Genomic DNA, 21,299 nt, shown 5'->3' with positions numbered 1-21,299 from the left:
GCCCAAGGGCACCGAGCGGCTGCGCTTCACCCCGTCGCCCAACCACACCGACGCCATGATGGACGACCTCGTCAAGGCGATGGATCGGCTGTGGACACACTGCAACGTGGCGCGCCTCCCTGCCGTCGCCTGAGGATATCGGCGAGGTCATCGTCGAGCTGACCCGCAACGGGGTCTATCTGAAATGCTCGGCGGTGCACGTCGCCACCGGGGTGGAGGCCTCGGCCATCGGACCGGCGACGGAACGGAACGGTCTCGAACGGATCGCGCTGGCCAAGCTCAGACGGGCGCTCGCCGCCCGCTGACCCACAAGATGTTGTGGTCCCCGGCGGTCAGGCCTAAATGGTGCGCCGCTGTTTTCGGGGACCTCACGTGACCGCCTTCACCCACGACGCCTATTTCTCCAAATCCCTCGCGGAGGCCGATCCCGACATCTTCGGCGGCATCCAGGGCGAACTGGCGCGTCAGAAGGAACAGATCGAGCTGATCGCCTCGGAGAACATCGTCTCGAAGGCGGTGCTGGAAGCCCAGGGCTCGGTCCTGACCAACAAATACGCCGAGGGCTATCCCGGCCGCCGCTACTATGGCGGCTGCGAATACGTCGACGTCACCGAAAACCTCGCCCGCGAGCGCGCCAAACAGCTGTTCGGCTGCGCCTTCGCCAACGTCCAGCCGCACTCGGGCGCCCAGGCCAACCAGGCGGTGTTCCAGGCCCTGCTCACTCCCGGCGACACCTTCCTGGGCATGGATCTGGCGGCCGGCGGCCACCTGACCCACGGTTCTCCCGCCAACCAGTCCGGCAAATGGTTCCGGCCCGTGACCTACAAGGTGCGCGAGAGCGACTGCCTGATCGACTATGATCACGTCGCCGAAATGGCCGAGAAGGAAAGGCCGAAGCTGATCCTCGCCGGCGCCAGCGCCTACAGCCGGCATATCGACTTCAAACGCTTCCGCGAGATCGCCGACTCGGTCGGCGCCTACCTGATGGTCGACATGGCCCACTATGCGGGTCTGATCGCCGGCGGCGTCTATCCCGACCCGCTGCCCCACGCCCATGTCGTCACCACGACGACGCACAAGACCCTGCGCGGCCCGCGCGGCGGCATGGTGCTGTCGAACGACATCGAACTGGGCAAGAAGATCAATTCGGCCGTCTTCCCCGGCCTGCAGGGCGGGCCGCTGGAGCACGTCATCGCCGCCAAGGCCGTGGCTTTCGGCGAGGCGCTGAAGCCCGAGTTCAAGCTGTATGCGAAGCAGGTTGTGCTCAATGCGCAGGCGCTGGCCGCCGTGCTGGTCGAGCGCGGCGCGGCCATCGTCTCGGGCGGCACCGACAGTCACCTGATGCTGGTCGACCTGCGGCCCAAGGGCGTGACCGGCAAGGCCACCGAGGCGGCGCTCGAACACGCCCTGATGACCTGCAACAAGAACGGCGTGCCCTTCGACACCGCGCCCTTCACCGTGACCTCGGGCGTCCGTCTGGGCACCCCCGCCGGCACCACGCGCGGCTTCGGCGTCACTGAGTTCCAGCAGGTCGGCCACTGGATCGCCGATGTGGTGGACTCGATGAAAGGCGCGGACGAGGCCGACGCCGGCGTGTCGCAACGCGTGGCGGGCGAGGTGCGCGAACTCACGCGCCGCTTCCCGATTTACGGATAAACCTCTGATGAAATGCCCCTTCTGCGGACACCAGGACACCCAGGTGAAGGACAGCCGCCCGTCGGATGACGGCGCCGCCATCCGTCGCCGCCGGTCCTGCCCGCAGTGCAGCGGGCGGTTCACCACCTTCGAGCGGGTGCAGCTGCGCGAGCTCATGATCCTGAAGCGCAACGGCCGCCGCGCGCCCTTCGACCGGGACAAGCTGGAGCGGTCGCTCAACGTGGCCCTGCGCAAACGGCCGGTGCAGGCCGAACAGATCGAACAACTGGTCAGCCGCATCACGCGGCAGCTGGAGAGCCTGGGCGAGACCGAAATCCCGTCCTCGACGGTCGGCGACTTCATCATGAAGGCGCTGAAGTCGGTCGATGAGGTCGCCTACGTCCGCTACGCCTCGGTCTACAAGGACTTCCGCCACACCGGCGACTTCGCCCGGTTCCTCGGCGACGAGGGTCTGGACGACGAGTCCGGCCGGAGCTGATGCGACCGCAGGTCACCCTGAAGCTGGCGACATCCCTGGACGGCCGCATCGCCACGGCGTCCGGCGAAAGCCGGTGGATCACCGGCGAGTCTGCGCGGCTGGAAGGCCACCGGCTGCGGGCCGCCCATGACGCCATCCTCGTCGGCGTGGAGACGGTGCTGGCGGATGATCCCGAACTGACCGCCCGGCTGCCGGGCCGCCCTGTGGATCAGCCGCTGCGGGTGGTGCTGGACAGCCGGCTGCGCACCCCGGCGACGTCGAAGGTCGCGCACGGGGACAGCCTGATCCTGACCGTCGCCGAGCCGGCCCCGGTCGGAACCGCCGTGGTCGAGCGGGTCGAGGCCGAGGACGGTCGTCCGTCCGTCGCCGCCGGCCTGTCGGCCCTGAAGCGCCGGGGCGTGACCTCGGTGCTGATCGAGGGCGGCGGGCAGGTGGCCGCCAGCTTCCTGCGCGCCGGTCTGGTCGATCGACTGGAGTGGTTCCGCGCGCCCATCCTGCTCGGCGGGGAGGGGCGGCCCTGCGTCGCGGCCCTCGCCCTGTCGCGGCTTTCCGACGCCCCGCGGTTCCGGCGCCTTGCGGCAGAGCCCTGCGGTGACGACCTGTGGGAGCGATACGAGAGGCTCTGATGTTCACCGGGATCGTCACAGACATCGGCCGCGTCCGTTCGGTCAGGCAGACCGCGCGCGACCGGCGCTATGAGATCGAGACCGCCTGGGATACGGCCGGCATCGACCTCGGCGCCTCGATCAGCCATGCGGGCTGCTGCCTGACCGTGACCGAAAAGGGTCCCGGGTGGTTCGCGGTGGAGGTTTCGGGCGAGACCCTGTCGAAGACGACGCTGGGCGGCTGGCGCGAGGGCGATCCGGTCAATCTGGAGCGCGCCGCGAAACTGGGCGACGAGATGGGCGGCCATGTCGTCTCGGGCCATGTCGACGGGCTCGGCCGGGTCGTCTCGGTCACGCCCGAGGGCGGCTCGCACCGTATCGAGATCGAGGCGCCGGGGCCGCTGCACCGCTATATCGCCGCCAAGGGATCGATCACGGTCGACGGCGTGTCGCTGACGGTCAACGCCGTCGACGGCCGGACCTTCGGCCTGAACATCATCCCCCACACCTGGGAAGCCACGACCCTGGGCGGGCTGAAGCCGGGCGATGCGGTCAATCTCGAGATCGACATGCTGGCGCGATACCTCGCGCGGTGGCAGGAGACGGCGTGATGCCCCCATCTTCCCAAAGGCCTGCGGCCGCGAACATGAACGACAGCCCGATCAGCCCCATCGAGGACATCCTCGAGGACGCCCGCAACGGCAAGCCCTACATCCTCGTCGACGCCGAGGATCGGGAGAACGAGGGCGACATCATCATTCCGGCCCAGTTCGCGACGCCGGACCAGATCAATTTCATGGCCCGGCACGCGCGCGGCCTGATCTGCCTGGCCATCACCGCCGACCGCGCCCGGCAGCTGCGCCTGCCGCCGATGGCGGCCGAGAACCGCGAGAGCATGGGCACGGCCTTCACCGTCTCGATCGAGGCGCGCGAGGGCGTGACCACCGGCATTTCGGCCGCCGACCGCGCCCGCACCGTGCAGGTGGCGGCGGATCCGACCCGGGGCGCCGACGACATCGTCTCGCCCGGCCATGTCTTCCCGCTCGTCGCCCGCGACGGCGGCGTGCTGGTCCGGACCGGCCACACCGAGGCGGCGGTCGACATTTCGCGCATGGCCGGGCTGACGCCCGCCGGGGTGATCTGCGAGATCATGAACGACGACGGCTCGATGGCGCGAATGCCCGATCTGGTCGCCTTCGCCCAACTGCACGGGCTGAAGATCGGCACCATCGCCGACCTGATCGCCTATCGCCGGCGCACCGAACGCTATGTCGAGCGGGTCATGGACACGCCGTTCGACAGCGTCCACGGCGGGCCGTTCCGCCTGATGCTGTACCGGAACACCATCGAGGGCGCCGAACACATCGCCCTGGTCAAGGGCAAGATCGAGCCGGGCAAGCCGACCCTCGTCCGCATGCACCAGGTTGATTTCGCCGCCGACATTCTCGGCCATGTCGAGGCGCGCCAGAACTATGTGCCCCAGGCCCTGAAGGCGATCAGCGGGCACGACGGCGCCGGCGTCACCGTCTTCCTGCGCGATCCGGACCTGCATGGCCTCGCCGAGCGGCTCGCCGGGATCGAGAAGCCCGCGGCCGTCGACCGGTCGATCCGCAACTACGGCGTCGGGGCCCAGATCCTGCTGGACCTCGGCGTGCGCGACATGATCGTGATGAGCTCGACCCGCCCCAACCCCGCCGCGCTTGAGGGCTACGGCCTGCGCATCGTCGGCTGGCGCGACATGGACGGAGAAGACCAATCCTGAGCGATCCCCCCCGCGTGCTCATCGTCGAGGCGCGCTTCTATGATGATCTGGCCGACGCCCTGCTGGAAGGGGCGAAGGACGCCCTGCGCGTGCGGGGCGCGGATTTCGACGTCGTCTCGGTGCCGGGGGCCCTGGAGGTGCCGACCGCCATCACCCTGGCCGAGGAGGCCGGCCGGTTTCCGACCGCGCCGCGCTACGACGGCTATGTCGCCCTGGGCTGTGTCATCCGCGGCGAGACCTACCATTTCGAGATCGTCTCGGATCAGTCCGCGGCGGCCCTGAGCAGTCTCGGCCTGAAGGGCCTGATCATCGGCAACGGCATCCTGACCACCGAGGACGAGGACCAGGCCTGGGCCCGGGCCCGGATCAGCGAGGGCGACAAGGGCGGCGGCGCGGCCCGCGCCTGTCTGGATCTCATTGCCTTGCGCAAGCGGCTGCGGCTAGGACTGGGCGCGTGACCGAACCCGCCAGCCTTCAATCCGTGCTCGAGCAACTCGCCGAGGCCGAAAAACAGCGCGCCGAGCCGCAGCTGACCAGCCGCCAGCGGCGCGCCCGCACGGTCGCGCGCCTCGCGGCGGTTCAGGCCCTGTACCAGATGGAGCTGGCCGGCGAGGGCGTGGACACGGTCATCGCCGAGTTCTCGAACCACCGCTTTGATTCCGACATGGAAGGCGAACCGCTGGCCGAGGCTGACGAGGACTGGTTCGCCGGGATCGTGCGCGGCGTGGTCGGGAGCCAGCGCGACATCGACGCGGCGGTGAAGGCGCGGCTGGCATCGAACTGGCGGCTGGAGCGGCTCGATTCCACCCTGCGGGCCCTGCTGCGCGCGGGGGCCTGGGAGCTGCGCGACTGTCAGGATGTGCCGCGTGAAATCGTCATCGATGAGTATGTCGAACTGGCCAAGGCCTTCTTCGACGACGCCGAAGCCAAATTCGTCAACGCAGCCCTGGACGGCGTCGCCCGGGACGTCCGTCCCAAGGCCTAGGTGAGCCCATGCCCGCGGTCGATGTCGCCGGCGAGTTCGAGACCATCCGGCGGCTGTTCGCGCCGCTGGCCCATCTGGAATGGGGCCGGGGGCTGGCGGATGACGTCGCCGTGGTGCCGTCGCGGCAAGGCCATGATCTGGTTCTGACCAAGGACGCCATCGTCGAGGGCGTTCATTTCCTGCCGACCGATCCGCTCGACACGGTGGCGCGCAAGCTGATGCGGGTGAACCTGTCCGATCTGGCGGCCAAGGGCGCCGAGCCGTTCGGCTATCTGCTGGCCTGCCACTGGTCGCCGCGCTGCGGCTGGCCCGAGCGGATGACGTTCGCCGACGGGCTGCGCGCCGACCAGAAGGCGTTCGGCGTCGCCCTGCTCGGGGGGGATACCGTCAATACGCCGGGTCCGGCGAGCTTCTCGATGACCCTGCTGGGCTGGATCCCCAAGGGGCGCACGGTCGGACGCGGGGGCGCCAGACCCGGGGATCTGGTCTTCGTCACCGGCGCGATCGGCGACGGCTGGCTGGGTCTGGAGGGCGTGCAGGGGCGCCTCTCGCTGGAGGCCGAGCGGATCGGCGCCCTGTCGGACCACTATCGGACGCCGACGCCGCGCGTCGATTTCGCCCTGCCGATCCGCGACCTGGCCAGCGCGGCCATCGATGTCTCGGACGGCCTCATCGCCGACCTGGAACATCTGGCCGAAGCCAGCGGCGCCCGCGTCGAGATCGACCTGGAGACCGTGCCCCTGTCGGCCGCCGGTCAGGCCTGGTTCGACGGCCGGGTCGACGAGCAGGCCGCGCTGGAGAAGCTGGTCACCGGCGGCGACGACTATGAGATCGCCTTCACCGCCTCCGCGCGCGACGAGGCCGCCCTGCGGCGCGAGGCGGACCGCCGCCACCTGCGGCTGACCCGGATCGGCCGCGTGACGGCGGGGCAGGGCGTCGTCGCCCGCTTCGGCGGCCAGCCGGTCACATTCGTTCGCCCGGGATTCACCCACCGCTGACAACGATTTCTCAAGGCGTCCGCGTCACGGTCACGCCATGCGCCGTCGTGACCTCCTCGCCGCCACCGCCGTCCTGTCTGCTGTCGCTCCGGCGGCGCTGGCCGAGGACGCGCCCGCCGCCGGCCAGAGCCTGAGCATGCCCGGCGTGGGCCTGCCGATCATCTCCGGCGGGCGACTGCGCAACTACGTCTTTGTCTCGCTCCGTCTGCATCTCGGCGGTTCGGCGACGCCGGAGACGATGCGGGCCAAGGAGGCCTATCTGCGCGACGCCCTGGTCCGGGCCGGTCACCGGACCCCCTTCGTGGTGGCGGATGACTGGACCCGAATCGATCCGGTCGCCCTGTCCGCCAGCCTGATACGGTCGGCGACGACCATCGCGGGACGCGGCTCGGTCACCCGGGTCGAGATCGTCAGTCAGGCTCCGCGCCGCCGGACCGGCGTCCAGACCGGCTGATCAACATCGCCTGTTGCGTCGCCTGCCGGTATTTGGCACGTTTCCGCCGCAATTCCCCAAGGACGCAACATGCGTCCGGTGCGCACGGGGGGACCGGAAGGCGGAAAGAGGCGGCGAACGCCCACCGCGCCAAGGGACCGGGCGTCTGAAGATCACAGGACTTGGAAACGTCATGAGCAACTATCTGTGGCTGGTCATCGCCGCAGGCGCGCTGGGGGTCCTCTATGGACTGATCCAGACCGCCTCGCTGATGAAGGCCAGTACCGGCAACGACAAGATGCGCGAGATCGCCGCGGCGATCCAGGAGGGCGCTTCGGCCTATCTGCGGCGGCAGTACACCACCATCGCCATGGTCGGGGTGGTCATCCTCGTCGCCGCCTATTTCCTGATCGGCGAATGGGCCGCCATCGGCTTCGTCATCGGCGCGGTCCTGTCGGGCCTGGCCGGTTTCGCCGGCATGCTGATCTCGGTCCGGGCCAACGTCCGCACGGCGCAGGCCGCGTCGGAGAGCCTCGGCAAGGGTCTGGACCTGGCCTTCCGCTCGGGCGCCATCACGGGCATGTTCGTGGCGGGCGGCGCGCTTCTGGGCGTGGCCGGCTACTACGCCATCCTGACGGCCGGCATGGGCTTCGAGTCCACCAGCCGTGAAGTCATCGACGGTCTGGTGGCCCTCGGCTTCGGCGCCTCGCTGATCTCCATCTTCGCCCGTCTGGGCGGCGGCATCTTCACCAAGGGCGCCGACGTCGGCGGCGACATGGTGGGCAAGGTCGAGGCCGGCATCCCCGAGGATGATCCCCGCAACGCCGCGACCATCGCCGACAACGTGGGCGACAATGTCGGCGACTGCGCCGGCATGGCCGCCGACCTGTTCGAGACCTATGCGGTGACCACGGTGGCCACCATGGTGCTGGCGGCGATCTTCTTCCGCGACCAGCCCTACGTCGACACCATGATGCTGCTGCCGCTGGCCATCTGCGGCATCTGCGTCGTCACCTCGATCATCGGCTCCTTCTTCGTCCGTCTGGGCAAGAGCCAGAACATCATGGGCGCCCTGTACCAGGGCCTGATCGTCACCGGCGTGCTGTCGGTGGGAGCGGTGTGGTGGATCATCACCACCCTCGTCACCGGCCCGGTCACCACCAACACCGGCCTCGTCATCGAGCCAATGAGCCTGTTCTACTCGGGCCTGGTCGGCCTGGCGGTCACCGCCGCCATCGTGGTGATCACCGAATACTATACCGGCTCGAACTTCCGACCGGTGCGCTCGGTCGCCAACGCCTCGGTTTCGGGCCACGGCACCAATGTCATCCAGGGTCTGGCCGTCTCGCTCGAGTCGACCGCCCTGCCGGCCCTGACCATCATCGTCGGCATCGTCGCCTCCTATCAACTGGCGGGCCTGTTCGGCATCGCCATCGCCACCACGACCATGCTGGGCGTGGCGGGGATGATCGTGGCGCTGGACGCCTTCGGTCCGGTCACCGACAACGCCGGCGGCATCGCCGAGATGGCCGGTCTTCCCTCGGAAGTCCGTCACTCGACCGACGCGCTCGATGCGGTCGGCAACACCACCAAGGCCGTCACCAAGGGCTATGCCATCGGTTCGGCCGGCCTCGGCGCCCTGGTGCTGTTCGCGGCCTACACGTCCGACCTGGACTATTTCGCCGCCAATCCGGACCTCTATCCCTTCTTCGCCGGCATGGCCGAGATCGATTTCGGCCTGACCAATCCCTACGTCGTCGTCGGTCTGCTGTTCGGGGGGCTGCTGCCCTTCCTGTTCGGCGGCATGTCGATGATGGCGGTGGGCCGCGCGGCCGAGTCGGTCGTGGCCGAGGTGCGTCGTCAGTTCCGCGAGAACCCGGGCATCATGACCTATGAGGTCAAGCCCGAGTACGGCCGGGCCGTCGACATCCTGACCAAGGCGGCGATCAAGGAGATGATCGTGCCGTCCCTGCTGCCGGTGCTGTCGCCGATCATCCTGTTCGTCGCGGTGCTGTCGATCTCGGACAAGGCCACGGCCTTCGCCGCCCTCGGCGCCATGCTGATGGGCGTCATCGTCACCGGCCTGTTCGTCGCCATCTCGATGACCTCGGGCGGCGGCGCCTGGGACAACGCCAAGAAGGTCATTGAAGAGGGCTTCACCGACAAGAACGGCGTCGTCCACGGCAAGGGCTCCGAGGCGCACAAGGCCGCGGTGACCGGCGACACGGTCGGCGATCCCTACAAGGACACCTCCGGTCCGGCGGTGAACCCGATGATCAAGATCACCAACATCGTGGCCCTGCTGCTGCTCGCAGTCCTGGCCAGCGGCAAGGTGTTCTGATCCAGCCGAAACAAGCCGCCGCGTTCTGATCGGGACGCGGCGGTCGCCCACGAAAGAGGCCCCGGAGAGCGATCTCCGGGGCCTTCTTCATGGTGACGTCGGGGAGGGACCTATTCGCGGCGTTGCTGGCCCGGCTGGTCTTCGTCCGTGCGCGGGAGCTGACCACGGCCGACGTTGCCGAGCAGCTGCTCGAGGATCGTCAGCTGACGCCCGCGCGTGGGGGTTTCGCGGTCGTTCATGGCCACCCGCTGGCCGTCGTCGAGGCCGAGGGTGCGGACTTCGGACACCAGACCCGCGTCATTGAAGGTGATTTCCGTCACCGAGCGCTGGGTCACCTGCGGCCGGTTGTAGGTGTATTTCTCGGTCACCTGGCTGATGTAGTACCAGACATTGTCGCGCTCGAAGGTCGAGGTCGTGGACGGCGTGCCGAGGCGGGAAAGAACGGTCTGCTTCGTATCCGTACCTGCGACGATGTCCGTCGGCTTGGCGTCGATCGCCTGGAAGCCGTTCTGGCCCACGACCGGGGCGCAGGCGCTGGTCAGGGCGACGGCCGAAAGAGCGGCGATCAGGAGGTTCGTACGGAGCATTTGCGGCGCCTGCGACTTCAACAAGGTCTTTGACCTAACCGGACCCGAGCCTTAGTTCAACGGCGCGGCGGAAAAGGGGCCGTATGATCATGCTTCAGAATCTGTTCCGAACCCGTCCCCGCGAGCGTCTGGGCCAGCCGCTGTATGAAGCGGCGGTGCGCCAGGCGCGCGATCCGGCCTTCTATACCCGGTTCGGCGTGGCCGACCGCATCGACGCCCGGTTCGAGCTCTATACGCTTCATGTGCTGTTGCTGGTCATGCGGTTGCGCGACGAGGGCGAGCGCGGCGCGGAGGCCGGGCAGGACCTGTTCAACACCTATGTCTCCGCCCTGGACCACGCCCTGCGCGAACTCGGCGTGGGCGATGTCTCGGTCGGCAAGAAGATGCGCAAGCTGGGCGAGTCCCTGTACGGCAGGATGACGGCCTGGGAGCCCGCGTTGCGCGACGGCGACGCGGCGGCGCTGGCCGCGAGCCTGGCCCGCAATGTCTATGAGAGCGAGGACGCCGCGACGGGCGCCGCTCTGGCCGCCTATGCCCTCGCTAGCCGCGCCCGTCTGGCGGCGCAGACCTTCGAAGCCGTAACCGGCGCCCCGGAATGGGCGGAGACCGCCGTATGACCCTTCCCGACCTTCCCTATAGCGAGCCTGTCCGCCTGCATCAGATCGCCGGCGGCGTGAAGCGGACGCTGGAGCCGGACGCAGCGGCCCGGGCGCGGATCGCCAAGGCGCTGGATCTGGCCTCGCTGGATACGTTCACCGCCGAGATGGAGCTGACTCCGACCGACTCCGGCTGGCGGCTGTCGGGCCGGGTGCGGGCGAAACTGGCCCAGATCTGCGGCATCACCCTGGAGCCTCTGCCGCTCGAGATCGACGCCCCGTTCGTGCTGACCCTCGCCGAGGCGGTGGACGAGGAGTCCGACGAGATTGTCATCACCATGGACGACGAATCGCCCGACCTGATCGAGAACGGCCAGATCGATCTGGGCCAGTACGCCGTGGAGCAGCTGGCGCTGCGGCTGGATCCGTTCCCGCGCAAGCCCGGCGCCGAGTTCGTCCAGCCGCCGGAACCCGCTGAAATCTCGCCGTTCGCGGTGTTGAAGCAGCTGCGGCCCTCCGACGAAGGTTGACGCAGGGGCGGCGCGGTTGCATCCCCCCGATGCGGCGCTATCGTCGCCAAACTGACAAGCGCCGGACTGACGGCGCGACGGAGTCGAAACGGCTTGTCATCCCCGATCCTGATTTCGCTCGACGCCATGGGCGGGGACCACGGTCCGTCCGTCGTGGCGCCCGGCGTGCGCGACTACCGCAAACGTCACGGCGGCGAGGGCGTGCGCTTCATCCTTCACGGCGACGAGACCGCGATCCGGGCCGAAATGGCCAAATGCGGCCTGACCGACGACGTCTGCATCGTACGCCACACCGACAAGGTGGTGGCCATGGACGAAAAGCCCGCCCAGGCGATGCGCCGCGGCAAGGGCTCCAGCCTCTGGAACGCCATCGAGGCGGTCAAGTCGGGCGAGGCGGGGGCTGTCGTCTCGGCGGGCAACACCGGCGCCCTGATGGCCATCTCCAAACTGCTGCTGCGGATGTCGGCCCCCGGTCTTGAGCGGCCGGCCATCGTGGCCAGCTGGCCGACGCCCAAGGGCGTTACGGCCGTGCTCGATGTCGGCGCCAATATCGAGAGCGACGCGGCCCAGCTGGTCGAGTTCGCCATCATGGGCGAGGCGTTCATGACCGCCGTCCACGGGGTCGCCCGGCCGACCATCGGCATTCTCAATGTCGGCTCCGAGGACATGAAGGGCCACGAGGAGGTGCGCGAAGCGGCGCGTCTGTTGCGTGAGGGCGGCTTCGGACTGGACTATTTCGGTTTCGTCGAGGGCACGGACATCGCCAAGGGCACGGTGGACGTGGTCGTGACCGATGGCTTCACCGGCAATATCGCGCTGAAAACGGCCGAGGGGGTGGCCAAATTCATCGCCGGCCTGATGAAGGAAGCCCTGACCTCCAGCGTGACGTCGAAGCTGGGCGCGTTGCTGGCCATGCCGGCGCTCAGGCGCATGAGTCAGAAGATTGACCCCAACGCCAACAACGGCGGGCCTCTGCTGGGGCTGAACGGGATTGTGGTGAAAAGCCACGGCGGGGCGACGTCGGCCGGCTTCGGCGCCGCCATCCGGGTGGCTGTCGAACTGGCCCGCAGCGACTATATGGAAAAAGTCGGGGCGAACCTGCAGCGGCTGACGACCCTGCTTGAGGACCCCATTGTCAGTTCGGCGGAAGAACCCGTCGGGGAGAGCATTCAGTGAGCGTCGTCCGCAGCGCCGTGACCGGCGTCGGTTCCTTCCTGCCGGAACAGGTCGTCACCAACGCCGACCTCGCCATGATCGTCGACACCTCGGACTCGTGGATCCAGGAACGGACCGGCATCAAGCAGCGCCACCGCGCGCGCGACGACCAGCCGACCAGCGACCTGGCCACGGAAGCCGCCAGACGGGCCCTGGCCGACGCCGGCCGGAGCGCGGCCGATGTCGATCTGATCATCGTCGCCACCACCACGCCCGACATGACCTTCCCCTCGGTCGCCTCGATCGTGCAGCGCAAGCTGGGCGCCCCCACCTGCATCGCCTTCGACGTTCAGGCGGTGTGCTCGGGCTTCGTCTATGCGCTCAGCATCGCCGATGGCTTTGTCGCGCGGGGACAGGCGAAATGCGCCCTCGTCATCGGGGCTGAGGAAATGACCCGGCTGATGGACTGGACCGACCGCTCGACCTGCGTCCTTTTCGGCGACGGGGCCGGCTGCGTCGTGGTCGAGCCGCGCGAGGGGCAGGGGACCAAGGCCGATCAGGGCCTGCTGGGCTTCGCCCTGCGCTGCGACGGCACCAAGACTGATTTGTTGTACGTTGATGGCGGACCCGCCACGACCGGGACCGTCGGCCACCTGCGCATGGCCGGAAACCAGGTGTTCCGCCACGCCGTGGTCAATATCGCCGAAGCCATCACCGCCGCCTGCGCCGCCTCCGGCATCGAGGTCGCCGATGTCGACTGGTTCGTGCCGCACCAGGCCAACCAGCGCATCATCAAGGGCGTCGGCGACCGGCTGGGCCTGGACGAGGACAAGGTGATCTCGACCGTGGCCATCCACGCCAACACCTCGGCCGCCTCCATCCCCCTGGCCCTCGATTCCGCGATTCAGGACGGTCGGATCAAGCGCGGCGATCTGGTTCTGCTGGAGGCCATGGGCGGCGGTCTGACCTGGGGCGCCTGCGCGTTTCGTCTGTAGGGCGATTTCCGGCTTTCCATTTGACGACGCTTGGCCTTTTATGTCCGACGACCGACCTTTGGAGGGGAGCGGACCTTTGGCCGAACACCAGACGCTGACGCGCGCGGATCTCTGTGAAGCGGTGCACGAGGACGTGGGCCTGTCCCGACAGGAGTGCTCGGCCATGGTGGAGCGCACGCTCGAGCTGATCATCGAATCGCTGGAGCGCGGCGAAACGGTGAAGCTCTCGGGCTTCGGCGTCTTCCAGGTGCGCGAGAAGCGCGCGCGCATGGGCCGCAATCCCAAGACCGGCCAGCCCGCGGCGATCCATCCGCGGCGAGTCATCAGCTTCCGCGCCTCGCAGATCATGAAGGGCCGGGTTCACGACGCTGTCGTGAGCGCCTGACGCCCGTGGCCAAGAGCCCCAACGCCTTCAGGACCATTTCAGAAGCGGCGACCGAGGTCGGCGCCCCCCAGCATGTCCTGCGCTTCTGGGAGACGAAATTCACCTTCCTGACGCCGCTGAAACGGGCCGGCGGGCGGCGCTTCTACCGGCCGCAGGACGTGGTGCTGCTCAAGGCCGTCAAACGGCTGCTGCATGAGGAAGGCCTGACCATCAAGGGCGTCCAGCGCCTGCACAAGGAGCAGGGACTCAAGCGTCTGGCGCACTATGGCGACCCCGAGGGCGCCGTGACGTTCGAGCCCGACGGCGCCGCGCCGGCGACCGTTTCCGCGCCGGCCGCCACGGGCCAGTCCTCGATCCGCCTGCGTCAGGTGCTGGCCGAGCTGGAAGGCGCGCGGGCGCGTCTGGAAGCCGTGCTGTCGAGAAGCGGCTGAGACCGACTTTTTCGGTTTGCGGCGCCGCGAACCCCGTCTATAGGGAGCGCCTCTCGGAGCGTGGCGCAGCCTGGTAGCGCACTTGACTGGGGGTCAAGGGGTCGCAGGTTCGAATCCTGTCGCTCCGACCATCTTCCGCAATGAAGACGGTTGGTTGAAGGGGTCGCTTTCGGGCGGCCCCTTTGCAATTCCGGCCTACTTCTCCCGGCCCTCGGCCCATTTGAACAGCGGATAGAGCGGCACGCCCCAGCCGACGCCGGCGACGGCGAAGACGGCGAGGTCGATCAACTGTCCCGGCGGGAGCAGGCCGCGCAGGGCGATGGCGCCCCAGATCCAGAACGCCAGGAAAATCAGCACGCCGATCATGGCGACGAAACGCCGGGTCCGCGAACCCATGTCAGCGCTTGCTCCGGAACAGGAAGAAGGCGCCGAGGGCCAGGGTCGAGGCGGCCAGCGCCCAGAGCACCCAGGTCCATTCGGTCATCGTGCTGGCGCCGAAGACCCGCACGGCGAGGAACCAGCCGGCGGCTGCGGCGACGGCGGAGACCAGCGAGGTGGCGAACAGGCCGCGCCGGCCGGTGACCAGATCGGCCAGCCAGGCGAGGGCGAAGGCGCCGAGGACCGCGATGATGATTTCGACGTACGGCAACCGGCCTCTCCAGACTTGCGGCGATGCGACGCCGAAAAGCGACTCGATCTCGCCGCACAGCGCGGGCATACCGCTGGGGCCGGCGCGATCCAAGGACGCGAGGGCACTGTAACGGTCGGGACGGCAGGCGTCGAATGAAGCGTTTCATCGGTGGCGATCAGAACCGCGCGGTCGCCATCTGGCTGTTCAGCTGCGCCGTCCTCGTCTTCGCCATGGTCGTGGTCGGCGGCGTCACCCGCCTGACCGGCTCGGGACTGTCGATCACCGAGTGGAAGCCGATCATGGGCGCCCTGCCGCCGATGAACGCGGACGACTGGAACGCGGCGTTCGAGAAATACCGCGCCATTCCACAATACGCCCAGGTCAACGCCGGCATGAGCCTGGCTGAGTTCCAGGGCATCTTCTGGTGGGAGTGGGCGCACCGCCTGCTGGGCCGGGTGATCGGGGCGGCCTTCGCCCTGCCGTTCGCCGTCTTCCTGATCCTGCGTCAGATGCCCCGGCGGCTGATTGTGCGTTGCGCCGTCCTGCTGGCGCTGGGCGGGCTGCAGGGGCTGATCGGCTGGTGGATGGTGTCCAGCGGCCTGTCGGAACGGGTCGACGTGGCTCCGGAACGGCTGACGGTCCATCTGGGTCTGGCGTTGGCGATCTTCATGGGACTGATCTGGACCGGGCTGGAGGCCTGGAACGGCGAATCGCACAGTCGCCTGCCTGTGGGCTGGAGCCGCGGCGCGACCGTCCTGCTGGGCGCGGTCTTCGTCCAGTGCCTGCTGGGCGGGCTGGTGGCCGGGGCCAAGGCGGGCTTCGTCTATACCGACTGGCCCCTGATGAACGGGGCCTTCCTGCCTCCGGTGGAATGGAGCCGGGGCGGACTGGCCTTCCTGCATGATCAGGCGCTGGTCCAGTTCAACCACCGCATCTGGGCCTATGGTCTGCTGATCGGCGGGACGGTCTATGCGGTACAGGCGTGGCGCTGGCGGCTGGCCGAGGGGCTGGGCGCGGCGGCCTTCGCCGTGGCGGCGGCCCTGTGGCTGCAGGCCGGTCTGGGCATCGCCACCCTGATGAACGCCACGCCGCTGTGGCTGGGCGCCCTGCATCAGGCGGGGGCGGCGCTGGTTCTGGCGGCCGCGACCGTCAATCTGTGGCTGGTGCGACGCTCGCAGGCGCGGCTGTTTACGTCCGGACCGAGGTCCAGGGGCCTCTGATCGCGAAGGTCACGCCGGGATACTGGATGTTGACGAACAGCACCTCGCCGTCGGGCGAGAACACGGCCCCGGCGAACTCGCTGTTCCCCGTGAAGACGTTGCGGGCGATGGTGTAGAGCTTCCCGTCCGGCGTGACCCCCTTCACGTGGTTGCGGATGGCCGAGGAATAGTTGTCCTCGCAGACCACCAGATGACCCCAGGGCGCGACGCACAGATTGTCGCCCATATTGATGGTCTTCTCGTCCGTGCTCTCGACAAACAGCTGGATCCGGCCCGGGCGCAACCGCTCGCCCACAGAGCCTTCGAAGCGTGAGGGGACATAACGCAGGATTTGTCCCCGCTTGATCGGTCCGCCCGAGGTGGCGGTCAGATACAGTTCGCCGTCGCCCCAGAATATGCCTTCGCCCCGCGCCACCAGAGTCGCGCCGGCCGCGTGGCCCCGCATGCGCAGGTCGCCCGCCGGGCTTTCAACATCCTCCAGGTCGATCCAGACCACGTCGCGCCAGTCGCTGACGGACCAGAGACGGGTCTCGTTGTTGGAACTGTCCGAGCCGCGCGCGTCGCGGAAGGCCATGGCCTGCAGCCTGCCTCCCTCGGCCAGCTTGCCGGGCGTCGTCGGGATGAAGCGGTAGAACAGGCCGTCGGCCTTGTCCTCGGTCAGATAGACGATGCCGGTGCGGGGATCGACGCAGACCGCTTCATGCTCGAACCGGCCCATGGCCTTCAGCGGGACGGGGTCGGCGAGGCCGGTGCCGTTGGCCGGCACCTCGAAGACATAGCCGTGATCCCGGGTGACATCCCCGTCGGACGGCGTCTCCTCGGTCTCCTCACAGGTCAGCCAGCTGCCCCAGGGCGTGTGGCCGCCGCAGCAGTTGGTGCTGGTGCCGGACAGGGACAGGAACTGGCGCACGACCTGTCGCGTCTCCAGATCATACACGAGGGTGGTCGTGCCGCCGGGCAGGGGCCGGCCGTCCTTGTAGGTGTCATAACCCTTGGCGGGGTCGAGCAGCCCGATCCGCTCCTGATGAAAGCCGCCCGGTCCGAGGTTGCGATGCAGGCCGCTGGAGCCCTTCAGTTCGTGGTTGCGCACGAGGGCCACGCGCGAGCCGTCCAGCGGGAAACAGCCCATGCCGTCGAACTGGCCGGGCGTGAACAGGCCGTCGTCCATGGTGTCGCCGCTCTGCGAGATCACCTGGTAGGAAAAGCCCTCCGGCAGGTCGAGCAGGCGGTTGGGGTCGCGCACCAGGGGGCCGTAACCGGCCACCTGATTGACGTAGGTCTCCTCCGTCGCGGCCGTCTGCGCCTCGGCATGGCGCGAGAAGCCCGTGAAGGCGAAGGCGGCGGCCGAGCCGGCGATCAGCTCACGACGATGGGGGCGCATGGGGACTCCGGATTCGCTGGCGTCGCTTATGGCGAGGCTGGACCTTGCGGTCATCATGGTTCTGTGACGGCGGCAGGATGCCACAGCCTCAGTCCTTCAGGGCTCGCCCCGCGACGACCGCCCTGGCGCCGAATTTGGCGCGCAGACGGTCGATCGCCGTCTCTGTCTTCAGCGCCCGCGTCTCGGCGGTCTCGAACAGCGCATGAGAATCCACGGCGTCGACCACTTCGCCCATGCCGATGCCGATCAGACGGTAGGGCCGGCCCAGTTCGGGGGCCATCAACTCCCGACCCGCGGCGAACAGGGCGCGGGCGGTCTGCACCGGCTCGGGCAGGGACATCCGCCGGGTGACGATCTTGAAGTCGGTGCGGCGCAGCTTGAGGACCAGCACCCGGCTGGCCACGCCGTCCCGCCGCGCCTTGGAGGCCAGCTTCTCGCACAGCGGCCACAGCTCGGCCTCGAGGTCCTCGGCGGAGGTCAGGTCTTCATTGAAGGTGGTTTCCGCGCTCATCCCCTTGCGTTCGCGCCCCGGATCGACCGCGCGGGCGTCACGGCCGTGGGCCAGGTCGTGCAGGCGCAGGCCCGTTTCACCATAACGTTTGACCAGTTCGCGCACGTCGGCGGCGGCCAGGTCGCCGACGGTGGCGTAGCCGTCGCTCTGCAGCGTCCTGCGAAACACCGGGCCGACGCCGGGCAGGATGCCGACGGGCCGGGGCGCGAGCACGGCCTGCGCCTCCGATCCCAGCACCGAGAAGCCGCGCGGCTTGTCCAGTTCCGACGCCACCTTGGCGAGGAAGCGGTTGGGCGCGAGGCCGATGGAGACGGTCAGGCCGGTCTCGGCCTCGATCTGCTGTTGCAGGCGGATCAGCTGGAAGGCCGGGGGGCCGCCGTTCAATCGCTCGGTTCCGACCAGGTCGATCCAGGCCTCGTCCAGCGACAGGGTCTGGACCAGCGGCGTCAGTTGGCCGACCGCGCCGAAAATGGCCTCGCTGGCGGCGATGTATTTGTGGAAATCCGGCTTGATCACGACGGCCTCGGGACAGGCCTTCAGCGCCTTGAACATCGGCATGGCCGAATGAACGCCGTACTGGCGGGCGATGTAGCAGCAGGTCGAGACCACGCCGCGCTTGCCGCCGCCGACGATGACCGGCCGGTCGCGCAGTTCGGGCCGGTCGCGCTTCTCCACCGAGGCGTAGAAGGCGTCGCAGTCCAGATGGGCGATGCTCAGCCGGTCCAGTTCGTCGTGCTGGACCATGCGGCGGGAATCGCACGCCGGGCACCGTTCGACCCGGTGGTCGCCGGCGTGAAGGCAGTCGCGGCAGATGGCGCGGATCGGCACGGCGGCGTCCTGTGGTCTGGCTTCACCCCAACTTAAGACCCGGCGGGTCACAGTGCACGAAGAAGGCGAAAAGCCTCCGTGCAGCCGCACTCCATGAGGCGACAGGCCAAGGTGATGATGTCCAAGAAAGTCCTCATCGTCGAGGATAACGAGCTGAACATGAAGCTCTTTCATGATCTGCTCGACTCGCAGGGCTACGAGACGCTGCAGACCCGCGAGGGCCTGCAGGCGCTGGCCCTGGCCCGCCTGCACAAGCCCGATCTGATCCTGATGGACATCCAGCTGCCCGAGATCAGCGGCCTGGAAGTCACCAAATGGCTGAAGGACGACGAGGAACTGAGCCATATCCCCGTCGTCGCCGTCACCGCCTTCGCCATGAAGGGTGATGAGGAGCGTATCCGTCAGGGCGGTTGCGAGGCCTACATCTCCAAGCCCATTTCGGTGATGCATTTCCTCGACGTGGTTCGGAAACATCTGGGGTAGCGAGCGATGACGGCGCGTATTCTTGTCGTTGACGACGTCGAACCGAACGTCCGCCTGCTCGAGGCCAAGCTGACGCTTGAATACTATGAGGTGCTGACCGCCGGCGACGGCGCGACGGCGCTGCGGATCGCCTCGGACGAGCGCCCCGATATCATCCTGCTGGACGTGATGATGCCCGGCATGGACGGTTTCGAGACCTGCCGGCGGCTGAAGGCCGATCCGGTCACGCGGCACATCCCGGTCGTTCTGGTGACCGCGCTGGACGGGCGCGAGGACAAGATCAAGGGCCTGGAGGCCGGGGCCGACGACTTCGTCACCAAGCCGATCGACGACGTCATCCTGTTCGCCCGCGTGCGCTCCCTGCTGCGGCTGAAATCGGTGATGGACGAATTGCGCGAACGCGAGGAGAGCGGTCGTCGGCTGGGTGTGGATACGGACGGCGCGGGGCGGTTGCGCGGCTCGGGCGGCCGCATCCTGATCGTCGACGACAATGAGCGTCAGGCCAGGAAGATGATCGAGCATCTGGCCGGCGAGCATCGCCCGACGGTTGAAAGCGACCCCGCCGCGGCCCTGATCGCGGCCCGGGGCCCCGTCGATCTGATGATCGTCAATGTTTCGAGCGCCGAGTTCGACGGACTGCGCTTCGTCGCCCAGACTCGTTCCACCGAGGCCTCGCGGCGCACCCCCATCCTGGCCGTGGTCGATCCGGCCGACCGGCCGCGCCTGCTGAAGGCGCTGGAGTTGGGGGTCAACGACATCCTGCCGCGCCCGGTTGATCCGGAAGAGCTGGAGGCGCGCACGCGGACCCAGATCAAGCGCAAACGCTATGCCGACTTCCTCAAGGAAAAGCTCGACTACAGCCTCGAGATGGCCGTCACCGACGCCCTGACCGGCCTGCACAACCGCCGCTACATGGCCGGCCAGTTGCAGGGGTTGATGAACCGGGCCGGGCAGGGCGGAGAGCCGGTGGCCCTGCTGATGATGGATCTGGACCATTTCAAGCTGGTCAACGACAGCTTCGGCCACGACGCCGGCGACGAGGTGCTGCGTGAGTTCGCGGTGCGTCTGGCCACCAATGTCCGCGCCATCGACCTCCCGTGCCGTCTGGGCGGCGAGGAGTTCGTGGTGGTGATGCCGGGGGCCAGCCTTGAGGACGCGACCCATGTCGCCGACCGCATCCGGCGTGACGTGGCGGCCCAGCCGTTTCCGATCATGGGCGGCGCCGAGGGGCTGACCATCACCGTCTCGGTCGGGGTCGCCGCCAGCACGGGTCTCGACGACACCCCGGACGCCCTCCTCAAACGGGCCGACGAAGGCGTCTATGAAGCCAAGGCGCGCGGGCGGAATCAGGTGATCGCGCGAGCGGCCTGAGGGGTCGCTACCGGCTCATCCACGGCTTCGACTTGCCCGTCGCGATTCGGGCGGCCTGCTCGCGCTGGAAGCGGCCGCCGCGGGGCGGCTTCTCCCGCGCATCAATCGCCGCCTTCTTCAGGCGAAGCGCCCGCTGAACGGGGCTCTCGGTAGAAGCTTCGGGAAGCTGCGGATCGTCGTTCGGATCAGTCATCACATCAGTCTACCACGACAAAGAAAAACGCCCGGCGTTTCCACCGGGCGTCTTCAAATCCAGCAGGGCGTGGCCCTTACTTGATCTTGCCTTCCTTGAACTCGACGTGCTTGCGCACGACGGGATCGTACTTCTTGACGACCATTTTCTCGGTCATGGTCCGGGCGTTCTTCTTGGTGACATAGAAGAAGCCGGTGTCGGCCGAGGAGTTCAGGCGGATCTTGATGGAAGCCGGTTTGGCCATCGGAATAACCTTTGCGACGGCGAAAGCCGCTAAAATGAGAGGCGCGGAACATACTCAGGCGCGCCCGGAAGTCAACGGCGCTCGACAGCCTGCCATATCGTGACCGGACGAACCGTGGCGCAGGCCGGAGAATCGTCCTTGCCGCGCCCGGGCAAATGCACCTCCAGCAAGGCGTCCGGGACCAGCAGGGCCTTGGGAATGTCGTGGATGTCGATCTTGGCGCGCCGGCTCCAGGGACTGGAGTGGTCGCCCGCCGATGTGCCGATGCGGATGTAGACGAAGCGGCGCTGCGGCCCCTCGCGGCGGACGAACGGCCCGGTCATCCGGCCGTCGGGCTGCAGGGTGATCGGGAGCTCGAAGGCGATCGGGCCGTCCCCGGCGGTGCGGGGCTCGAACGGCAGGTCGTCCTTCTGCAGGCTGTACCGCACGCCCGGCACAGGGTCGTCGATGATGAGGCGAAGCGTCACGGTCCCGGCCATGGCGTCAGATTAGGCGAGGCC

Annotated in this window: 28 protein-coding genes, 1 tRNA gene and 1 pseudogene; 22 read left to right on the top strand and 8 right to left on the bottom strand. The window is 68.2% G+C overall.

Annotation, left to right across the window (positions count from 1 at the left end):
• The 12 genes and pseudogenes from QQJ79_RS00760 to QQJ79_RS00710 form a co-directional block, all read left to right on the top strand.
• Positions 1 to 133 (top strand): annotated as a pseudogene (locus tag QQJ79_RS00760) (5-aminolevulinate synthase); the annotation flags it as partial.
• Positions 84 to 305, top strand: coding sequence for a DUF6898 family protein (locus tag QQJ79_RS16040; protein ID WP_431307556.1), 222 nt, complete (start codon positions 84 to 86; stop codon positions 303 to 305). The pseudogene QQJ79_RS00760 and the gene QQJ79_RS16040, both read left to right, overlap by 50 nt.
• Before the next feature lie 67 nt (positions 306 to 372).
• Positions 373 to 1,656, top strand: a complete 1,284-nt coding sequence (gene glyA, locus QQJ79_RS00755; protein ID WP_431307555.1) for a serine hydroxymethyltransferase — start codon at positions 373 to 375, stop codon at positions 1,654 to 1,656.
• A 7-nt stretch (positions 1,657 to 1,663) separates the two neighbouring features.
• On the top strand, positions 1,664 to 2,134 hold the full coding sequence (gene nrdR / locus QQJ79_RS00750; protein WP_284220063.1) for a transcriptional regulator NrdR: 471 nt from the start codon (positions 1,664 to 1,666) through the stop codon (positions 2,132 to 2,134).
• Complete coding sequence (locus QQJ79_RS00745) at positions 2,134 to 2,760, top strand: RibD family protein (RefSeq protein ID WP_284220061.1); 627 nt, start codon at positions 2,134 to 2,136, stop codon at positions 2,758 to 2,760. The genes nrdR and QQJ79_RS00745 overlap by 1 nt, the downstream gene beginning before the upstream one ends.
• On the top strand, positions 2,760 to 3,350 hold the full coding sequence (locus QQJ79_RS00740) for a riboflavin synthase (RefSeq protein WP_284220055.1): 591 nt from the start codon (positions 2,760 to 2,762) through the stop codon (positions 3,348 to 3,350). Before QQJ79_RS00745 ends, QQJ79_RS00740 begins: the two co-directional genes overlap by 1 nt.
• 35 nt (positions 3,351 to 3,385) lie before the next feature.
• Complete coding sequence (ribB, locus tag QQJ79_RS00735; protein ID WP_284220053.1) at positions 3,386 to 4,501, top strand: 3,4-dihydroxy-2-butanone-4-phosphate synthase; 1,116 nt, start codon at positions 3,386 to 3,388, stop codon at positions 4,499 to 4,501.
• A gap of 14 nt (positions 4,502 to 4,515) precedes the next feature.
• Complete coding sequence (gene ribH / locus QQJ79_RS00730) at positions 4,516 to 4,959, top strand: 6,7-dimethyl-8-ribityllumazine synthase (protein ID WP_431307554.1); 444 nt, start codon at positions 4,516 to 4,518, stop codon at positions 4,957 to 4,959.
• Positions 4,956 to 5,486, top strand: coding sequence for a transcription antitermination factor NusB (gene nusB / locus QQJ79_RS00725; protein WP_284220051.1), 531 nt, complete (start codon positions 4,956 to 4,958; stop codon positions 5,484 to 5,486). The genes ribH and nusB overlap by 4 nt, the downstream gene beginning before the upstream one ends.
• A gap of 8 nt (positions 5,487 to 5,494) precedes the next feature.
• Positions 5,495 to 6,484, top strand: coding sequence for a thiamine-phosphate kinase (thiL, locus tag QQJ79_RS00720; RefSeq protein ID WP_284220049.1), 990 nt, complete (start codon positions 5,495 to 5,497; stop codon positions 6,482 to 6,484).
• 37 nt (positions 6,485 to 6,521) lie between these two features.
• Positions 6,522 to 6,938, top strand: coding sequence for a hypothetical protein (locus QQJ79_RS00715; protein ID WP_284220048.1), 417 nt, complete (start codon positions 6,522 to 6,524; stop codon positions 6,936 to 6,938).
• 172 nt (positions 6,939 to 7,110) lie between these two features.
• Positions 7,111 to 9,258 (top strand): sodium-translocating pyrophosphatase, encoded by a 2,148-nt coding sequence (locus QQJ79_RS00710; RefSeq protein WP_284220046.1) that lies wholly within the window; start codon positions 7,111 to 7,113, stop codon positions 9,256 to 9,258.
• Between the two features lie 110 nt (positions 9,259 to 9,368).
• Here QQJ79_RS00710 and QQJ79_RS00705 read toward each other — a convergent pair whose 3' ends face one another.
• Complete coding sequence (locus QQJ79_RS00705) at positions 9,369 to 9,845, bottom strand: outer membrane protein assembly factor BamE (protein WP_284220044.1); 477 nt, start codon at positions 9,843 to 9,845, stop codon at positions 9,369 to 9,371.
• A gap of 83 nt (positions 9,846 to 9,928) precedes the next feature.
• On the opposite strand from QQJ79_RS00705, the gene QQJ79_RS00700 reads away from it, so the two are divergent.
• From QQJ79_RS00700 to QQJ79_RS00670, 7 genes are all read left to right on the top strand, one after another.
• The gene (locus QQJ79_RS00700; RefSeq protein WP_284220042.1) at positions 9,929 to 10,462 is read left to right on the top strand and encodes a ubiquinol-cytochrome C chaperone family protein; all 534 of its coding nucleotides are present in this window, start codon (positions 9,929 to 9,931) and stop codon (positions 10,460 to 10,462) included.
• On the top strand, positions 10,459 to 10,971 hold the full coding sequence (locus QQJ79_RS00695; RefSeq protein WP_284220040.1) for a YceD family protein: 513 nt from the start codon (positions 10,459 to 10,461) through the stop codon (positions 10,969 to 10,971). Before QQJ79_RS00700 ends, QQJ79_RS00695 begins: the two co-directional genes overlap by 4 nt.
• Before the next feature lie 93 nt (positions 10,972 to 11,064).
• The gene (gene plsX / locus QQJ79_RS00690; protein ID WP_284220034.1) at positions 11,065 to 12,147 is read left to right on the top strand and encodes a phosphate acyltransferase PlsX; all 1,083 of its coding nucleotides are present in this window, start codon (positions 11,065 to 11,067) and stop codon (positions 12,145 to 12,147) included.
• Entirely contained in the window at positions 12,144 to 13,121 is a 978-nt protein-coding gene (locus QQJ79_RS00685) for a beta-ketoacyl-ACP synthase III (protein ID WP_284220032.1), read from the top strand. The genes plsX and QQJ79_RS00685 overlap by 4 nt, the downstream gene beginning before the upstream one ends.
• Before the next feature lie 76 nt (positions 13,122 to 13,197).
• Complete coding sequence (locus QQJ79_RS00680) at positions 13,198 to 13,506, top strand: integration host factor subunit alpha (RefSeq protein WP_284220031.1); 309 nt, start codon at positions 13,198 to 13,200, stop codon at positions 13,504 to 13,506.
• A gap of 5 nt (positions 13,507 to 13,511) precedes the next feature.
• Positions 13,512 to 13,937 carry a MerR family transcriptional regulator gene (locus tag QQJ79_RS00675; RefSeq protein ID WP_284220029.1) on the top strand — a complete coding sequence of 142 codons (426 nt, stop codon included), beginning with the start codon at positions 13,512 to 13,514 and terminating at the stop codon, positions 13,935 to 13,937.
• 54 nt (positions 13,938 to 13,991) lie between these two features.
• Positions 13,992 to 14,068, top strand: a tRNA-Pro gene (locus QQJ79_RS00670).
• A gap of 64 nt (positions 14,069 to 14,132) precedes the next feature.
• On the opposite strand, the gene QQJ79_RS00665 is transcribed toward QQJ79_RS00670, so the two are convergent.
• Together QQJ79_RS00665 and QQJ79_RS00660 are read right to left on the bottom strand one after the other, a co-directional pair.
• A complete protein-coding gene (locus tag QQJ79_RS00665) occupies positions 14,133 to 14,333 on the bottom strand; it encodes a DUF2842 domain-containing protein (RefSeq protein WP_284220024.1) in 201 nt (66 codons plus the stop codon).
• Position 14,334: 1 nt separating this feature from the next.
• On the bottom strand, positions 14,335 to 14,586 hold the full coding sequence (locus QQJ79_RS00660; RefSeq protein ID WP_284220022.1) for a transglycosylase: 252 nt from the start codon (positions 14,584 to 14,586) through the stop codon (positions 14,335 to 14,337).
• A 134-nt stretch (positions 14,587 to 14,720) separates the two neighbouring features.
• On the opposite strand from QQJ79_RS00660, the gene QQJ79_RS00655 reads away from it, so the two are divergent.
• The gene (locus tag QQJ79_RS00655) at positions 14,721 to 15,788 is read left to right on the top strand and encodes a COX15/CtaA family protein (RefSeq protein ID WP_284220020.1); all 1,068 of its coding nucleotides are present in this window, start codon (positions 14,721 to 14,723) and stop codon (positions 15,786 to 15,788) included.
• Here QQJ79_RS00655 and QQJ79_RS00650 read toward each other — a convergent pair.
• Both QQJ79_RS00650 and QQJ79_RS00645 read right to left on the bottom strand, forming a co-directional pair.
• On the bottom strand, positions 15,757 to 17,169 hold the full coding sequence (locus tag QQJ79_RS00650) for an alkaline phosphatase PhoX (RefSeq protein WP_284220018.1): 1,413 nt from the start codon (positions 17,167 to 17,169) through the stop codon (positions 15,757 to 15,759). The genes QQJ79_RS00655 and QQJ79_RS00650 overlap by 32 nt on opposite strands.
• Before the next feature lie 88 nt (positions 17,170 to 17,257).
• Positions 17,258 to 18,508 (bottom strand): DNA polymerase IV, encoded by a 1,251-nt coding sequence (locus QQJ79_RS00645; RefSeq protein WP_284220016.1) that lies wholly within the window; start codon positions 18,506 to 18,508, stop codon positions 17,258 to 17,260.
• Between the two features lie 117 nt (positions 18,509 to 18,625).
• Between QQJ79_RS00645 and QQJ79_RS00640 the strand changes: the two genes are divergently transcribed.
• Positions 18,626 to 18,991 (top strand): response regulator, encoded by a 366-nt coding sequence (locus QQJ79_RS00640; protein WP_055830736.1) that lies wholly within the window; start codon positions 18,626 to 18,628, stop codon positions 18,989 to 18,991.
• Positions 18,992 to 18,997: 6 nt separating this feature from the next.
• Positions 18,998 to 20,362 (top strand): PleD family two-component system response regulator, encoded by a 1,365-nt coding sequence (locus tag QQJ79_RS00635; protein WP_284220014.1) that lies wholly within the window; start codon positions 18,998 to 19,000, stop codon positions 20,360 to 20,362.
• A gap of 7 nt (positions 20,363 to 20,369) precedes the next feature.
• Here the strand turns inward: QQJ79_RS00635 and QQJ79_RS00630 are convergent, their stop codons facing one another.
• From QQJ79_RS00630 to QQJ79_RS00620, 3 genes are all read right to left on the bottom strand, one after another.
• The gene (locus QQJ79_RS00630; RefSeq protein WP_284220012.1) at positions 20,370 to 20,555 is read right to left on the bottom strand and encodes a hypothetical protein; all 186 of its coding nucleotides are present in this window, start codon (positions 20,553 to 20,555) and stop codon (positions 20,370 to 20,372) included.
• Positions 20,556 to 20,631: 76 nt separating this feature from the next.
• Entirely contained in the window at positions 20,632 to 20,799 is a 168-nt protein-coding gene (gene rpmG / locus QQJ79_RS00625; protein WP_055830646.1) for a 50S ribosomal protein L33, read from the bottom strand.
• A 71-nt stretch (positions 20,800 to 20,870) separates the two neighbouring features.
• The gene (locus tag QQJ79_RS00620; protein WP_284220003.1) at positions 20,871 to 21,266 is read right to left on the bottom strand and encodes a DUF5990 family protein; all 396 of its coding nucleotides are present in this window, start codon (positions 21,264 to 21,266) and stop codon (positions 20,871 to 20,873) included.
• Positions 21,267 to 21,299 lie beyond the last annotated feature (33 nt).

Origin of the sequence: Brevundimonas denitrificans, from assembly GCF_030160755.1 — a bacterium.
Lineage (GTDB): Bacteria > Pseudomonadota > Alphaproteobacteria > Caulobacterales > Caulobacteraceae > Brevundimonas > Brevundimonas denitrificans.
This window is presented reverse-complemented; position numbering and strand designations above follow the sequence as displayed.

Coding starts and splice junctions, on each gene's coding strand:
- nrdR (WP_284220063.1), top strand. CDS start 1,664: ATGAAATGCCCCTTCTGCGGACACCAGGACACCCAGGTGAAGGACAGC.
- QQJ79_RS00745 (WP_284220061.1), top strand. CDS start 2,134: ATGCGACCGCAGGTCACCCTGAAGCTGGCGACATCCCTGGACGGCCGC.
- QQJ79_RS00740 (WP_284220055.1), top strand. CDS start 2,760: ATGTTCACCGGGATCGTCACAGACATCGGCCGCGTCCGTTCGGTCAGG.
- ribB (WP_284220053.1), top strand. CDS start 3,386: ATGAACGACAGCCCGATCAGCCCCATCGAGGACATCCTCGAGGACGCC.
- thiL (WP_284220049.1), top strand. CDS start 5,495: ATGCCCGCGGTCGATGTCGCCGGCGAGTTCGAGACCATCCGGCGGCTG.
- QQJ79_RS00715 (WP_284220048.1), top strand. CDS start 6,522: ATGCGCCGTCGTGACCTCCTCGCCGCCACCGCCGTCCTGTCTGCTGTC.
- QQJ79_RS00710 (WP_284220046.1), top strand. CDS start 7,111: ATGAGCAACTATCTGTGGCTGGTCATCGCCGCAGGCGCGCTGGGGGTC.
- QQJ79_RS00705 (WP_284220044.1), bottom strand. CDS start 9,845: ATGCTCCGTACGAACCTCCTGATCGCCGCTCTTTCGGCCGTCGCCCTG.
- QQJ79_RS00700 (WP_284220042.1), top strand. CDS start 9,929: ATGATCATGCTTCAGAATCTGTTCCGAACCCGTCCCCGCGAGCGTCTG.
- QQJ79_RS00695 (WP_284220040.1), top strand. CDS start 10,459: ATGACCCTTCCCGACCTTCCCTATAGCGAGCCTGTCCGCCTGCATCAG.
- QQJ79_RS00665 (WP_284220024.1), bottom strand. CDS start 14,333: ATGGGTTCGCGGACCCGGCGTTTCGTCGCCATGATCGGCGTGCTGATT.
- QQJ79_RS00655 (WP_284220020.1), top strand. CDS start 14,721: ATGAAGCGTTTCATCGGTGGCGATCAGAACCGCGCGGTCGCCATCTGG.
- QQJ79_RS00650 (WP_284220018.1), bottom strand. CDS start 17,169: ATGCGCCCCCATCGTCGTGAGCTGATCGCCGGCTCGGCCGCCGCCTTC.
- QQJ79_RS00640 (WP_055830736.1), top strand. CDS start 18,626: ATGTCCAAGAAAGTCCTCATCGTCGAGGATAACGAGCTGAACATGAAG.
- QQJ79_RS00635 (WP_284220014.1), top strand. CDS start 18,998: ATGACGGCGCGTATTCTTGTCGTTGACGACGTCGAACCGAACGTCCGC.
- QQJ79_RS00630 (WP_284220012.1), bottom strand. CDS start 20,555: ATGACTGATCCGAACGACGATCCGCAGCTTCCCGAAGCTTCTACCGAG.
- rpmG (WP_055830646.1), bottom strand. CDS start 20,799: ATGGCCAAACCGGCTTCCATCAAGATCCGCCTGAACTCCTCGGCCGAC.